Raw genomic sequence first — 14,895 nt, 5'->3', positions numbered from 1 at the left:
TTATATGATTTTCGGGCGTATGCCATACGCCCCTACATTAAAATTTCACGCTATGGCCGTAGCTTTCAATAATTTTTTGGATACGTTCTAAATCTTCTTTTGGTGGTGGCAACACGCCGTCCAGCTCATATTTATAGCCTAGCGTTTCCCATTTATGAGCCCCTAAACGGTGGTATGGCAACAATTCCACCTTCTCAATATTCTCCATTCCTTGAATAAATTGTCCTAAGCGATGGGCAGAATCATCATCGTCCGTATAGCCCGGTACCACCACATAGCGGATCCAAGTCGGCTTATTCATTTTTTGCAAATAGCGCGCAAAATCAAGGGTACGCTTATTAGACACACCAACTAAATCTTGGTGAATTTCATCGTTAAGCTGTTTTAAATCGAGCAACACTAAATCGGTTACTTCCAACATTTCATCTACCAATGGGCTGTAATGGCGAACAAAGCCGTTGGTATCTAAGCAGGTGTTAATGCCTTCCGCTTTACAGGCTCTGAACCAGTCACGTACAAACTCCATTTGCAACACCGCCTCGCCACCCGAGGCAGTCACACCACCACCGGTCGCTTTCATAAAATGCTTGTAGGTAGTCACTTCTTTCATCAGTTCTTCTACGCTGATTTCCTTGCCACCGTCCAAATCCCAAGTATCACGATTATGGCAATATTTACAACGCATTAAACAGCCTTGCAAGAAAAGAATAAAACGAATCCCCGGGCCATCTACCGTGCCGCAAGATTCGTAGGAGTGATAACGAGCAATAGACATTTACTTACCTCAGACCTCAAAAAATTTTGCCAAATTGTAGCAAATTTTTAGATTGTTCGCAGAAATAAATCAAGCCATCAAACTTTACTCAGCGAGAAATCTCACCTACTTTTTGATCTCTTTCAGAAAATCAACTAATAGCGATTTTTGCGTTTGGGTTAATTCCTGCCAATAACGGTCGGCTTCATCGCTATTCCAATCGAATCCTTCCATACAATCGGCAAAAAAGTAACTGATCGGCGTTTTCAAAAAAGTAGCAATCGCCACCAAATGTGCCACGTTGATCTTATTTGCCCCTCGTTCATAGCGTGAAAGCTGTGGTTGGGAAATATCCACATACTCCGACAATCTCTCCGCCGAATAGCCCATTTCTCTCCGTTTTTGTTGAATGCGTTGACCGACAAGACGGTCGATGTCTGATGCAACTGGTTGTGCCATTTTACTGCCTACTAAGATTATTCATTTTAGGCATATTTTTTGTGATTTATTGCATTGACTGAATATGCTATAAGGCATAGAATTACGATATTAAATGCCTAGAAAGCATATTTTAATTTCAAATTATCCATCTTTATGCATATAAATAAGTTTATATATATTTTATTAACCTGTGTCATCAGCATTGCTATGCTTGGAATAGCTATTTCTGATAAAAAATCGTATAAAACTCAATCAAATCAAATATTAGAAATTCGTAATCAAATTAGAGTTATAGATGGAGATACCTTTGAGCTTAATGATAAGAAAATACGTTTGTATGGTGTAGATGCCTTTGAAAAAGGGCAAAAATGCTATAAACATAATGATGAATTTGATTGTGGAAAATTATCCTCTGAATACCTTACTTTTTTACTAACAGGTAAGAATATTGAATGTACTCATCAATCTTATGATAGATATTCTAGAAGTATTTCAATTTGCAAAGTAGATGGAATTGACGTCAGTAAAATGATGGTAAAACAAGGTTGGGCTAAAGCATATAGAAAATATTCAAGTGATTATATTCAAGATGAAGAATTTGCACAAAAAGAAAAATTAGGTGCTTGGGCTAAAGAATTTATTTCCCCAGATAAACAACGGAGTAATACAAAATGAATAATAGTACTGAAAATAATACCTCTCTTGCTTCTTTTCAAAAAGGTCTTATATCTTCTTTGACACCAGAAGAAAAGAAAGGCTTAGCTAAAGAGTTTTCAAAAGGAATGATTAAGCTACATAGCCATTCTGTAAAAGGTGAAATAGATCGAAATGATCTTTCCAGCAAAATTAATATACTAAATAATGCTGCAAAGACTGCAACTAATTCTGGATCTTCTTTTGAAGCAAAATCTCAGATTAAACACGGCGATACTACAACAACAATAATAACAAAAGATGCTAGAAGTTCAGAAAGTCAAACTAAGTTATATTTAGGAGCATTTGCTTTATTTGCTATTGTTGCAATTGCGTACTTAATAGGTAAATAGTATGAAAATTAGAGTAAATCAGTATTCAGATATAAATGTAATTATAAATTCATTAAATGTTACTGAATTACAAAAACAAGATATAGAATTATACTTAAAAGAACTCATTGGTAGGGATAAAGAACTCTCTGAAATGAAGATAAAAAAATATTCTATGTCTAAAGATTTCTATATTGGTGGTATAAAAATCACATTTTTTATCCGTTCTGATAATTACCTAGATAAACTCAAAAGGATTTTTATAAAAAATGGTATATAGATATCGTTATATAAAACCAGTAGGCGTATATATGGCGGAAAAGCATATAGAGGCTTTTCAGAAATTAGAAAATGAATTAGGTGGTTCAATTCATGATGTAAAAAATTATTTGTATTCGCTATCTGATGATGAATTACATCCTATCTTTGACAAATATGAATATATAGTCAGCCTAGAAGAACAAAAGAAAAAGGGAGGAGCTAGGTCCGCCAGATTATATGCAGAAAAGACATTAAAAAAATGGAAAGATGGTAATGTTGAAATGAGTGGCATCGTTGCTGAAAGATTTTTCAAAATATTACCTATGTTTATGCCATTAGAGATTAAATATAAATTAATAGAAAGCCTATATGATTATTTAGAAGAAAAATCATCTGATGAAATAACCAAGATTTTTTATATTGGCTATGATATAAATATCAATCAATTACAAAAGGAAATCAATGATTTCTTTGATAAAAACTTAATTTCTAAAATTCAATACCAATCTTTAGAAAATAGATTTAACTGGCTTTCTCAAAATGATAGTATTTTAAAACTTCAACTTATAAACCATTTTAACAACCTCAAAAAGAACGTTCTGGTTCAAGATCTAGAACCAACATTAAAAATGCTACTTAGTAAAATAAACAGTAATGATGGAAAATATATTTCTGATCTAGAGCACTCTATTACTATAAGAAAGAAAACAGTAAAAGTTATCTTTCATAAGAAAGCAACTGGAATCATGTATGAGAAACCAAAATCATTTTTTGAGCGGATTTTTTCTTAAGGAAGAAGTATGAAAAAATACTTGCTGACTTTATTCGCACTTAGCATTTCCCTACCAACCCTCGCCTACGATGAAGATTACGGACAAGGGAAACGTTATTCCACCGGTTACTATCTTAAAAACGGTAAGCTAACCGAAAGCAAAGTCGAAAATTGCTCAAACGGAATGCAAGAACAGAGCCATACTTTTGCAAATGGCACGGTGGTGAGTTTCATCAATATCAATCTGGCAATGACAACGGGTGGTAACGGCTATCAAACTGATGCTTATATCAATAGGAAAGAGGCGAAAGAAGTGAAACGATTAAAAGGTATTCCCGCTCACTTTAGAGGTCAGTGTTACCAACCAAAAGCGAAAGGTTCAAAGCAAGTTTATTGTATTTAGCTCTCTCAATTTATTGAAAAACAGCCCAATTCAGGGCTGTTTTATTTTAAAGTATGTTGTTTTAAGGCTATTCCAACCGCTTAACAAGCGGTCGATTTTATAACACTTTTTGCCAAACAGTTTTCGGTAGTAAGTAAACCTCTTTTTCTGCCTTTTCACCTTCGCCGACAATATGCCCGATACCGCTTGCCATTACCGCTAAAGTTACATCAAAAGCATTAATACTGTCGCCATAACCTGCTGTGAGGTTAAACATTGAGCCGTCTGCCAATAGGTAAACGGTTTTCTCGCCCACTTGGTAAGCATTCACATACGGCATTGGCACGCTCATTGGGTGCTGTTTTAAGAACGGCACATCAATTTCTTCGGCAACATGTCCGACGTTTAAAATAAATAAGCCTGATTTCGCCTGTTCAATCATCTTGCCTGAAAGCACGTTTTTCGCCCCTGTTGCGGTGGCAACCACATCGGAAATTTTGATTGCCTCAGCAAGCGGCATTACCATCCAGCCGTCATATTCGGCTTGTAACGCTCTGGCACGATCTAATTCAGCCACAATCACTTTACCGCCGTAGGCTTTTGCTGATGCTGCTACACCTTGCCCTACCAAACCATAGCCGATAACGACTACCGTTTTTTCGTGTAGGCTTAAGTGAGTAGCTTGTAAAAAAGTATGCCACGCTGTCAAACCAACCATATGGCGGTTGTGTAAACCTTCTTTCACTGGCAAATCGTCCCAGTTGAAAATCGGGTAATAAGGTTTCAAACCATTTAAGCGATTCACGCCAGAACCTGTTGCCTCCAATCCTGCTTTCACGCCTGTTTGTAAGCCTTTTGAATGAATCAGCGAGGTTAAATCCGACCCCATTTCGCATAAATGGGTTGGCTGCCAATCTACTGCTTTTTGGAAACTTTCGTGCCAGTCGGCATTGGACATATTTCGCCAAGCGTGAGCATCTGCACCGTGTTCAACTAAATAGGCTACAACATCATCTTGAACTGTAGTTGGATTACAAGTGGTTAAAAACACTTTTGCCCCTTTATCTAGCAAACCTTTCACTAACGGAGCCATTTTCAAATCTAAGTGCATATTGCACGCCAAGCGGACGTGAGATAAATCAGGTAAAGCCTCAACAGCCGCACGTGTACGGGTCATATGTAGTGTTGCCCAATTTAATTCAGCAGAAAAATTTTGATACATTAAAGAAACCTTATATAAACAAATTAATAACATATTGGAATTATACGCTATATTTAAATTTTTGCATTTTTTAAACCTATTTTCACCGCTTGTAAGCGGTCAGTTTTCCGTAAAAATTTGCAAACCTAACCTGCGTGGTATTTGGCTGCGATCTCTTTTACCAGTAAGTCAAAATCACTTTCATAACTCAAATCTTGTTTCACTCGGTATTTTTCAAATTCGCTTAAGGCAAACGATTTAGCGATTTCAGCAGTAACTTTGCCGGCATCTTGTAAAATTTCTCGGTCGGTAGCGGCAAGAAAGCGATTGAGACGGGTTTCCCAATCTGCCATTGTCATAGGAATTTGGCGTTCTGCCATATCTTCTGCCATATCTAAATAAGCCGATACCAGCCGTTGTAATTGTGCCAGCTCATTGTCAGACAGGTAATTTTTGGCAACGACTACATCAAAGGGGTAAATTTTACCCTGCGGAGCGTCTTTCCAATTCGTTAGCCCCATATTCGGTTTTTCGGCATTGGCTCTTGCCATAATCAGTTCAGCAGCAGTATGTCCGTGAATTGCCCAGTGCAATTTATTTTGTACTGTAGCAAAAAAGCGTTTGGTTGCAGTGGCGGTGCGGTCGTAATCCACTGCGGTTGCATAAATGTCGGTGATTTTTTGGTAGAACTTGCGTTCGGATAATCGAATTTCCCGAATGCGGGCGAGCTGTTCTTCAAAGTATTTTTTGCCTAAAATCGTGCCGTCATTTTTTAGCCGTTCATCGTCCATCGCAAAGCCTTTAATCGCAAAGCTCTGTACAATTTCAGTCGCCCATTTGCGAAACTGCACTGCTCGCTCGGAATTAACTTTATAACCTACTGCGATAATGGCAGATAAATTATAGTGCTTCGTCTGGTAGTTTTTTCCGTCTTGGGCAGTTACTCGAAATTTTCGAGTAACTGAATTTTCATCTAATTCCTTATCAAAAAATATTTTTTGTAAATGGTAAGTAATAGTATGAGACTCTACCTCATAAAGTACTCCCATCATTTTTTGGCTTAGCCAAACATTTTCATCAGAGTAAATAGCATCAACTTGGCTTTCCCCTGTTGCCGTGATAAAGGTCAGATATTCTGCCACAGAGGAACGAATTAAATCTTGCTTAGACATCTCTTTCTCCCATATAGAACACTGTAATTATAAACAATATTTCTACAGCTGTGTAAATGAATAACTATTTTTTCGAGCGAGATCACAAAAAAACCGCTTGTGGCATAAATGCCAAAAGCGGTTGATTTTTCTAAAAGTTTTGCAAATTGCTATTACATACTTTCAGTAAAGGTACGGGTAATTACGTCCATTTGTTGCTCTTTGGTTAAAGAGTTGAAACGTACCGCGTAACCTGATACACGAATGGTTAATTGTGGGTATTTCTCTGGGTGTTCTACCGCATCTAATAATGTATCGCGATTTAATACGTTCACATTTAAGTGCTGACCACCCTCTACTGTTGCTTCGTGGTGGAAGTAGCCGTCCATTAAGCCCGCAAGGTTACGTTTTTGTGCTTCATAATCTTTACCTAACGCATTTGGTACGATTGAGAAGGTATAAGAGATACCATCTTTCGCATAAGCAAACGGTAATTTAGCCACAGAAGTTAATGAAGCAACCGCACCTTTTTGGTCACGTCCGTGCATTGGGTTTGCACCCGGTCCGAATGGAGCACCTGAACGGCGACCATCTGGCGTATTACCTGTTTTCTTACCGTAAACCACATTAGATGTGATAGTAAGAACAGACTGAGTTGGGGTTGCGTTGCGGTATGTTTTAAGTTTTTGAATTTTCTTCATAAAACGTTCAACTAAATCAACAGCAATGTCATCTACACGGTTGTCGTTGTTACCAAATTGTGGATATTCGCCTTCAATCTCAAAGTCAGTTGCTACATTTTTCGCTACGCCAACTACTTCACCTGCTTTATTTTTGATTTCAATATCTGTACGGATTGGTTTTACTTTCGCATATTTGATCGCTGAAAGTGAGTCAGCCGCCACAGATAAACCTGCAATACCACACGCCATTGTACGGAATACATCACGATCGTGAAGTGCCATTAATGCCGCTTCGTATGCATATTTATCGTGCATAAAGTGAATGATGTTTAAAGCAGTAACGTATTGCGTTGCTAACCAGTCCATAAAGCTGTCTAAGCGAGTCATTACGTCATCGTAATCTAAGTATTCGCTTGTGATTGCTTCAGATTTTGGACCAACTTGGTCGCCTGATTTCTCATCAATACCACCATTGATTGCGTATAACAAGGTTTTCGCTAAGTTTGCACGAGCACCGAAGAATTGCATCATTTTACCTACAATCATTGGGCTTACGCAGCACGCAATCGCATAGTCATCATTTTGGAAATCCGGACGCATTAAGTCATCGTTTTCATATTGTACTGATGAGGTATCAATAGATACTTTTGCACAGTAACGTTTAAACGCTTCCGGTAACTGTTCAGACCAAAGAATGGTTAAGTTTGGCTCCGGAGAAGGACCCATTGTGTAAAGCGTGTGTAAAATACGGAAGCTGTTTTTCGTTACTAAAGTACGACCATCTAACCCCATACCTGCTAAGGTCTCAGTTGCCCACATTGGGTCGCCTGAGAATAATTGATCGTATTCAGGTGTACGTAAGAAACGCACCATACGCAATTTCATTACTAAGTGGTCGATCAACTCTTGAGCTTCTTGTTCGGTGATTTTGCCTGCTTTTAAATCACGCTCAATATAAATATCTAAGAATGAAGATACACGACCGAATGACATTGCCGCACCGTTTTGCGATTTAACCGCTGCAAGGTAAGCAAAATAAGTCCATTGTACCGCTTCTTGTGCATTGGTTGCCGGTTTAGAAATATCGTAACCATAGCTTGCCGCCATCTCTTTCATTTTGCCTAACGCACGGTGTTGCTCGGCAATTTCTTCACGCAATTGAATAGTTGCTTGAATATCTTCACCGGATTCTAAACGAGCTTGTAATGAAGCAAACTGACGTTGTTTATCTTTCATTAAGAAATCTGCACCGTAAAGTGCCATACGGCGGTAGTCCCCAATGATACGACCACGACCATAAGCATCCGGTAAGCCGGTAATTACGCCTGATTTACGGCAACGTAAAATATCCGGTGTGTAAACATCAAATACGCCTTGGTTGTGGGTTTTACGGTATTCAGTAAAGATTTTTTCAACTTCAGGTTTAAGTTCACGACGATATACCTGACAAGAGCCTTTTACCATATTGATTCCACCAAACGGCATAATCGCACGTTTTAACGGAGCATCAGTTTGAAGACCCACGATTTTTTCTAATGATTTATCAATATAACCCGGTGCGTGTGAAGTAATGGTTGATGGAGTATCGCAATCAATATCGTACGGTTCGTGCGTTTTGTTTTCGACTTTAATCATTTCCATTACATCTGCCCACAATTTACTTGTTGCAGGTGTTACTTCAGCTAGGAAAGATTCATCGCCTTCATACGGTGTGTAGTTTTTTTGGATAAAATCACGCACATTTACTTCAGTTTGCCAATCGCCGGCGGCAAAACCTTCCCACGCTTTTTGTTGAGCGTCTGTTAATTGAGTCATTTTAAGTCCTCTATGTTAGTAAGTTAAAACGGGAAGCGGTTAATTTTTGGTAAAATTTTGCAAAAATTTGACCGCTTGAATCTAAAATCTTAGTGCTTTCTAATGTATAAGAACCACTGCATTAAGCCAATGAAGAAAACGCCACCCACAATATTGCCTAATGTAGCAGGAATAAGGTTCTTAAATACAAAATGAGATAAATCTAAATCCGCAAATTGTGCAGGATCAACATTAATTGCCGTCCAAAACTCCGGAGCGGCAAAATGAGAAATTGCAATTCCCATTGGAATCATAAACATATTTGCCACACAGTGTTCAAAACCGGAGGCAACGAACATTGCAATTGGCAACATCATAATAAAGGCTTTATCGGTTAGGCTTTTACCTGCATAAGACATCCACACTGCGATACATACCATAATGTTACAGAAAATACCTAAACAGAATGCTTCAAACCAAGCGTGATGAATTTTATGCTGTGCCGTATTTAAAATAACCAAGCCCCATTGCCCTTTAGCCGCCATAATCTGACCGCTAAACCACACAAGCAATACAATTGAAATTGCACCGACAAAGTTACCAAAATAAACCACTACCCAGTTTTTAAACATTTGTAGCCAGTTAATTCTTTTACTTGCTCTCGCCACAATCGTAAGGGTTGAAGAGGTAAACAATTCTGCTCCAAATACCACACACATAATAACGCCAAGCGAGAAAACCAAACCGCCAATCAGCTTAGCAACACCCCAAGGCATTCCACTCGCACCTACTTGGGTTGTAGTATAAAATACAAAAGCTATTGCAATAAAACCGCCTGCAGTAATGGCAGAAAGAAAGGAATAAAATTGATTTTTTGTTGCTTTATAAACCGCACCATCTTCTGCGATTTTTGCCATTTCAGCAGGAGAAAACATCAGATAACCTTAATTATGAGAATTGAAAAACCGATATATTTTGAAGGAATTATAGACCTCTTCGTTTCATCTTTAAATAAAATCTTACATAATCAGAGGTATTTCTACTCTTTTTTTTGATGTAGAACAAAATCCCTTAAAAGCACAACATTTAATCAAATTTGAACAAACAAAATATTAACAAATTAACAATAAATTTATGACAGAATATCTCACTTCATTTTTCAGCTTATTCTTCTCTGAACAAAACCAACTCATTACAATGTTTTTTAGCGGGCTACTCAGCTCAACCCTATTGCCGGGAAATTCTGAGATCATTTTTACCACACTTGCAAGCCAGCATATTGTGTCAAATGAAACACCTTACCCATCATTATTTGCTTTAGTAACTGTTGCTACCTTAGGAAACAGCTTGGGTAGCTTAATTACTTATGCTATGGGCTTGTTAGTACCTCACCCGAAAAAAACGGATCGTCGCTATACACAATGGGCATTAGAAAAAAGTAAAAAATATGGCATTTTAGTCTTACTTTTTAGTTGGCTACCCATTGTTGGCGATATTTTCTGTGGGGTAGCAGGCTGGCTCAGATTCAATCTTTGGCAAAGCATTATACTTATTGTAATTGGCAAGCTATTGCGATACCTCTTTCTACTGGCAACACTCTACCCTGTTTTGAAGTATGTTTTATAAAGAACAAAGCGGTTGTTTTTAGTAAATTTTTTACAAAAAACAACCGCTTGTATTTAATTATAAGCCTCTTAACGCTTCGATACGTTTTTCTAACGGTGGGTGGCTCATAAATAATTCTTTACCACGTGCACCATTAATCATAAACGCAGCAAGAGAACCGTGCAACTCTTGTGGCTCGTGAATACGCTGCAAACGTTGTAAAGCTGCAATCATTTTCTCTTTACCTACTAACTGAGCCGAACCTGCATCTGCACGGAATTCACGATGGCGGGAGAACCACATTGCAATCATTGTTGCTAATACACCAAATACCATCTGCAACACAATATCTACCACCCAAAACACTAACGTATTAGTGCTTGAGTTACCGTTTTCATCACGAGAACTTGCCGCAGCAGTTGAAATAATACGAGCTAAGAAAATCACAAAGGTATTTAATACACCTTGTAAAAGCGTCATTGTTACCATATCGCCGTTAGCAATGTGTGCCACTTCGTGTGCGACTACCGCTTCCGCTTCATCTTGGGTCATTGAGTTAAGTAAACCTGTACTTACCGCAACTAACGAATTGCTCTTTGTTGCCCCTGTTGCAAATGCGTTTACATCTGCTGAGTGGTAAATGGCAATATCCGGCATCGGGATATTTGCTTGCTGTGCTTGGCGTTGAACAGTGTTGAATAACCATTGTTCCGCTTCATTACGAGGTTGTTTAATTACTTCTGCCCCAACTGAGCGTAACGCCATTGATTTAGATAAAAACAGGGAAATTAAAGAACCACTGAAACCAAATACTAAAGAAAGAATTAAAATCCCACCAACGCTTTGCCCTTGAATACCGGTTACATTAAAAATAATATTTAAAACAATCCCTAAAACAAAGGTAATCGCTAAGTTGGTTAATAAGAATAAAATGACACGTTTTGCCATAATGTTGTAAATCTCCAAAAATAATAGATGCAATGTTGCCTAATTAAGATAATGCTTTTGTCAGCAAATTCAAGAGTTTGTTCACAATTATTCCCATAAATTTAACTGCTTATTTACTTTTTTCTCGGGAAAATGCACATTTAAGCCGATTAAGCGGATTTTTCGCTTATTTCTACGGACAAAAATTTGCTCTAATAATTCCTCAAATCGCTGGTAGGCAAAGCCTTCGGTAGTTCGCTCAAGCGTGGTTTGGGTAAAGTCATCAAACTTCAATTTTATGCCTAATTTTTTAAATTCAGCTAACGGCACACCTGACCAGTTCCGCTGAATTCTAAATGCTAATTTATCAAATAGCTCCGCAATCACTGATTTGGCTTGCTCAAACGTCCAAATATCATCAAGTAACGTATTTTCTACCGCTAATGACTTTCTTGGGCGATAAGGCTCTACTACTCTTTCGTCTATGCCGTGGCTAAAATCCCACAATCTTTGTCCAAATTTACCAAATTCACGGTAAATCATCGCTTTTTCTGCTTGCTGAATATCGCCACAGGTTTCAAAACCAAGCTGCTTTAATTTTTCATTAGTTACTTTGCCTACGCCGGGGATTTTTGCAAGCGGTAGATTTTTCACAAAATTTTGCACTCCATCAGGGGTAATCACAAACTGCCCGTTAGGTTTGTTTTGATCGGAGGCAATTTTGGCTAAAAATTTCAGCGGAGCAACGCCGGCAGAGGCGGTTAATTTCAGTTCATTGAAAATATCATTACGGATAGCCTCTGCAATCCAAGTGGCAGAACCTGAATAAAGCTCGCAATCACTCACATCTAAATAGGCCTCATCAAGGGAAAGGGCTTCGATAATATCAGTATAGCGATGAAAAATTTGGTGAATTTGGGCAGAAACCGCTTTATACAACGGCATATTCACCGGCAATAAAATTAAATTCGGGCATTTTTTCAAGGCGGTTGCGGTCGCCATCGCACTATGCAAGCCAAATTTTCGAGCTTCGTAATTGCAAGTTGTCAGCACACCACGTTGATTTGCACTGCCACCTACCGCCACCGGCTTGCCGACCAAAGACGGATTTTCCCGCATTTCCACCGCAGCATAAAAGCAATCCATATCAATATGGATAATTTTCCGCTGACTTTTGCTTTGATTCGACATTTGCAAAATTCCCCAACAATCACACCGCTTGCAATAAAACAACTGTATATAAAAACAGTTTTATTTTATGCCCTTATTGTTAAAATTTCAAGATTAAATCAATATTAAAAAAGGATAAAAAATGCTCTACGGTTTAGCCATTGTGCTAATTCCCCTTTTTCTTGGTTATCTAATCACCGTTAAAAACCACCGCTATATGGCGATTGTCAATAAAGTCGTGAACATCTGCCTTTACCTGATTTTGTTGGTGATGGGGATTTCGCTCGGGCAAATTGACAACATCTTAACCGAGTTGCCACAAATCGGCGGAATGGCGTTTAGTTTAGTTGCTATTTTGCTTCTCTCAAACATTGCAGGTTTAGTGATTTACGACAGATTACAACCAATGAAAAGAGAGCAAATCAGCCAAGACGAACTCCCTTCTCGTCTGCATTTACTCATTGATTCCTTTAAATTAATCGGCGTAACCTTATTAGGCGGCATTATTGGCTATTACACTAAAGGCTCTGTAGATTTCCCTTTACACGCAAGCACTTATGTTTTAGAAGTGATGATTTTCGGGGTGGGTATTCAGCTTCGCAATAGCGGTATTCCATTGCGAGAAGTATTCTTTAACAAACGGGGCATTTACACTTCAATTGTGATGATTGCAAGCTCGCTAATTGGTGGCATAATTGCCTCATTTTTACTCAATATTTCACTTGCTAAAGGCTTAACCTTTGCGTCTGCTTTCGGTTGGTATTCCCTTTCAAGTGTGCTGGTGAACGATGCTTGGGGTCCGATTTACGGCAGTATTGCTTTTTTTAATGATATTTCTCGTGAAATTTTATGTCTGTTTTTAATACCGCTCTTTATGCGACAATTCCCCTCAACCGCAGTCGGCATTGGTGGAGCAACCTCTCTTGACTGTATGCTCCCAATCATTCAAAAATCGGGCGGTATTCAAATTGTGCCACTTGCCATTAGTTTCGGCTTTATCGTCAATTTAGCCGCCCCGTTATTATTGGCGATTTTTATTGGGTTAGAGGGTTAAACTACCGAAATTCCGCCTCCATTGACTTGGGCTAACAAAATGTTTAGTTTTAAAATGTTGGCGGAAAGAAGTAGCCGTTTGAAAGCCTATTTCTGCTGCAATTTGCTCTATACTCAAATCACTGCTCTCCAATAATTCTCTTCCCCGTTGCAAGCGAGTTTCTATTAACCATTCGCCTACTGCCATACCTGTCGCTTTACGAAAATGGCGAGTAAAGGTACTACGACTCATTGCTAAACGTTCAGCAAGTTCATCAATAGTATGTGCATTATTTAAATTTTCTCTTAGAAAATCCAATAATTGATTGATAGTTTGGTTATTGGTTCGTGTTGCAATCGGCTGTTCAATAAACTGTGCCTGTCCCCCATCTCTATGAGGAGCAGAAACCAACATTCTTGCTAAACGATTACTTACTTTCACACCGTGAAATTTTCGTACAATAGCTAAGCAACAATCTAAACCAGCCATTGCTCCAGCAGAAGTAATTAACCTATCTTGTTCAACATAAAGAGCATTTAAATCTAGTTTTATCTGTGGAAAACGCTGACTGAAATCAGCTTCAGCAAGCCAATGTGTTGCCGCCATCTTGCCGTTTAATAAACCACTATAAGCTAACGCATAAGTGCCATAACATAGACCTATAATTGTTGCACCACGCTGATAGTTTCGTTGTAAAGCCTCGCTAAATAGTGAGCTAGGTGGTGTATTAAGATCTGCCCACCCTGCAATAACAATGAGATCTGCTTCATCTAAGTAATTTAAATCCTCATCGGCAGAAATTGTAATTTTCCCACCATTTCCGACCGCTTGCAGTTGTTCTTCTGAAACCGTTTTGCATTCAAAAAGTGGCAATCCATCTATCTCCGCCATAAAAATCATTTGCGGAGGTACGAGAACGATAGGATTGAAATTTGGGTAAAGCACAAAAGCGACTTTAGGCAAATTCATTATTTTTTCCTAACAAATAAAATTGACCCAATTCTTTCGATTACTGCTCTAAAAGTCAATATTTCTTACTGCTATTTTTGCCGATAATACCCCTCATCAACAAGCAGTCATTTTTAATGAAATCTCACATAAAGGAAATATTATGAAATTAAAAGCTACTCTTGCTTCTCTCACATTAAGCTCAATGCTTATCAGTACAGCAAATGCTGAAATTAGTTATCAACATATTCGTAACGCTACGGCAAAAATAACTTATGGCGATGCCACTTTTTTAGTTGATCCTTACTTAGCTGAAAAAGGCAAATATGCCGGTTTTGCCGGCACTAAAAATAGTGAACAACGCAATCCTATGATTGATCTGGCTGAACCTGTAGAAAATATTCTAAAAGGTATAGATGCGGTTATTGTAACGCATACTCACGATGATCACTGGGACGAAGTTGCACAAAAATTAATTGATAAAAATTTACCGATTTTTGTACAGGATGCAAATGATGCTAAGATTATTCGTGCTCAAGGATTTAAAGATGTGCGAGTAGTCGGTAAAAATACGGAATTTAAACAAGTAAAATTATCTAAAACAGGTGGTCAGCACGGCACAGATGCTATGTATTCCACCCCTGCTTTAGCTGAATTATTAGGTAATGCAATGGGCGTAGTATTCAAATCTGAAAATGAGAAAACCCTTTATATTGTGGGCGATACTATTTGGAATGAACAGGTAGAA

Annotated in this window: 17 protein-coding genes; 8 read left to right on the top strand and 9 right to left on the bottom strand. The window is 38.2% G+C overall.

The genetic code is table 11. The features are described 5' to 3' along the window. Positions 1-37 precede the first annotated feature (37 nt). Both pflA and ACJHV0_RS07860 read right to left on the bottom strand, forming a co-directional pair. Positions 38-775, bottom strand: coding sequence for a pyruvate formate lyase 1-activating protein (gene pflA / locus ACJHV0_RS07865; protein ID WP_483133850.1), 738 nt, complete (start codon positions 773-775; stop codon positions 38-40). Positions 776-880: 105 nt separating this feature from the next. Beyond that, positions 881-1,213: a helix-turn-helix domain-containing protein gene (locus ACJHV0_RS07860; RefSeq protein WP_188157559.1), complete on the bottom strand. Its 333-nt coding sequence runs from the start codon at positions 1,211-1,213 to the stop codon at positions 881-883. 189 nt (positions 1,214-1,402) lie between these two features. Between ACJHV0_RS07860 and ACJHV0_RS07855 the strand changes: the two genes are divergently transcribed. The 5 genes from ACJHV0_RS07855 to ACJHV0_RS07835 are packed head-to-tail and all read left to right on the top strand — an operon-like array spanning position 1,403 to position 3,656. Then, positions 1,403-1,870, top strand: a complete 468-nt coding sequence (locus ACJHV0_RS07855) for a thermonuclease family protein (RefSeq protein ID WP_483133849.1) — start codon at positions 1,403-1,405, stop codon at positions 1,868-1,870. Then, on the top strand, positions 1,867-2,241 hold the full coding sequence (locus ACJHV0_RS07850; RefSeq protein WP_483133848.1) for a hypothetical protein: 375 nt from the start codon (positions 1,867-1,869) through the stop codon (positions 2,239-2,241). The genes ACJHV0_RS07855 and ACJHV0_RS07850 overlap by 4 nt, the downstream gene beginning before the upstream one ends. Position 2,242: 1 nt before the next feature. Continuing rightward, the gene (locus tag ACJHV0_RS07845) at positions 2,243-2,500 is read left to right on the top strand and encodes a hypothetical protein (protein ID WP_483133847.1); all 258 of its coding nucleotides are present in this window, start codon (positions 2,243-2,245) and stop codon (positions 2,498-2,500) included. A 31-nt stretch (positions 2,501-2,531) separates the two neighbouring features. Continuing rightward, entirely contained in the window at positions 2,532-3,272 is a 741-nt protein-coding gene (locus tag ACJHV0_RS07840; RefSeq protein ID WP_483133846.1) for a hypothetical protein, read from the top strand. A gap of 9 nt (positions 3,273-3,281) precedes the next feature. Continuing rightward, on the top strand, positions 3,282-3,656 hold the full coding sequence (locus ACJHV0_RS07835) for a hypothetical protein (RefSeq protein ID WP_483133845.1): 375 nt from the start codon (positions 3,282-3,284) through the stop codon (positions 3,654-3,656). A gap of 97 nt (positions 3,657-3,753) precedes the next feature. Here ACJHV0_RS07835 and ACJHV0_RS07830 read toward each other — a convergent pair whose 3' ends face one another. The 4 genes from ACJHV0_RS07830 to focA form a co-directional block, all read right to left on the bottom strand. Further along, on the bottom strand, positions 3,754-4,857 hold the full coding sequence (locus ACJHV0_RS07830) for an adenosylhomocysteinase (protein WP_483133844.1): 1,104 nt from the start codon (positions 4,855-4,857) through the stop codon (positions 3,754-3,756). 125 nt (positions 4,858-4,982) lie between these two features. Continuing rightward, positions 4,983-6,008, bottom strand: coding sequence for a virulence RhuM family protein (locus tag ACJHV0_RS07825; RefSeq protein WP_483133843.1), 1,026 nt, complete (start codon positions 6,006-6,008; stop codon positions 4,983-4,985). Between the two features lie 152 nt (positions 6,009-6,160). Continuing rightward, complete coding sequence (pflB, locus tag ACJHV0_RS07820; RefSeq protein WP_188157557.1) at positions 6,161-8,485, bottom strand: formate C-acetyltransferase; 2,325 nt, start codon at positions 8,483-8,485, stop codon at positions 6,161-6,163. Positions 8,486-8,574: 89 nt separating this feature from the next. Continuing rightward, a complete protein-coding gene (focA, locus tag ACJHV0_RS07815) occupies positions 8,575-9,399 on the bottom strand; it encodes a formate transporter FocA (protein WP_025235467.1) in 825 nt (274 codons plus the stop codon). 199 nt (positions 9,400-9,598) lie between these two features. On the opposite strand from focA, the gene ACJHV0_RS07810 reads away from it, so the two are divergent. Beyond that, a complete protein-coding gene (locus ACJHV0_RS07810; protein ID WP_483133842.1) occupies positions 9,599-10,090 on the top strand; it encodes a YqaA family protein in 492 nt (163 codons plus the stop codon). A 57-nt stretch (positions 10,091-10,147) separates the two neighbouring features. Here ACJHV0_RS07810 and htpX read toward each other — a convergent pair whose 3' ends face one another. Both htpX and dinB read right to left on the bottom strand, forming a co-directional pair. Continuing rightward, positions 10,148-11,017: a protease HtpX gene (gene htpX / locus ACJHV0_RS07805; protein WP_025235465.1), complete on the bottom strand. Its 870-nt coding sequence runs from the start codon at positions 11,015-11,017 to the stop codon at positions 10,148-10,150. Positions 11,018-11,104: 87 nt separating this feature from the next. Next, the gene (gene dinB / locus ACJHV0_RS07800) at positions 11,105-12,187 is read right to left on the bottom strand and encodes a DNA polymerase IV (RefSeq protein ID WP_483133841.1); all 1,083 of its coding nucleotides are present in this window, start codon (positions 12,185-12,187) and stop codon (positions 11,105-11,107) included. A 121-nt stretch (positions 12,188-12,308) separates the two neighbouring features. On the opposite strand from dinB, the gene ACJHV0_RS07795 reads away from it, so the two are divergent. Beyond that, the gene (locus ACJHV0_RS07795) at positions 12,309-13,220 is read left to right on the top strand and encodes a LysO family transporter (RefSeq protein WP_334232017.1); all 912 of its coding nucleotides are present in this window, start codon (positions 12,309-12,311) and stop codon (positions 13,218-13,220) included. On the opposite strand, the gene ACJHV0_RS07790 is transcribed toward ACJHV0_RS07795, so the two are convergent. Further along, a complete protein-coding gene (locus ACJHV0_RS07790) occupies positions 13,209-14,168 on the bottom strand; it encodes a GlxA family transcriptional regulator (protein ID WP_283386986.1) in 960 nt (319 codons plus the stop codon). The two genes, ACJHV0_RS07795 and ACJHV0_RS07790, sit on opposite strands and share 12 nt — an antisense overlap. A gap of 142 nt (positions 14,169-14,310) precedes the next feature. On the opposite strand from ACJHV0_RS07790, the gene ACJHV0_RS07785 reads away from it, so the two are divergent. Beyond that, a partial coding sequence (locus ACJHV0_RS07785; protein ID WP_483133840.1) for an MBL fold metallo-hydrolase occupies positions 14,311-14,895 on the top strand: 585 nt, incomplete at its 3' end.

It is taken from the genome of Mannheimia sp., assembly GCF_056854775.1.
Note: the sequence above shows the minus strand (reverse complement) of the source record. Positions and strands in the feature narration are given on the sequence as shown.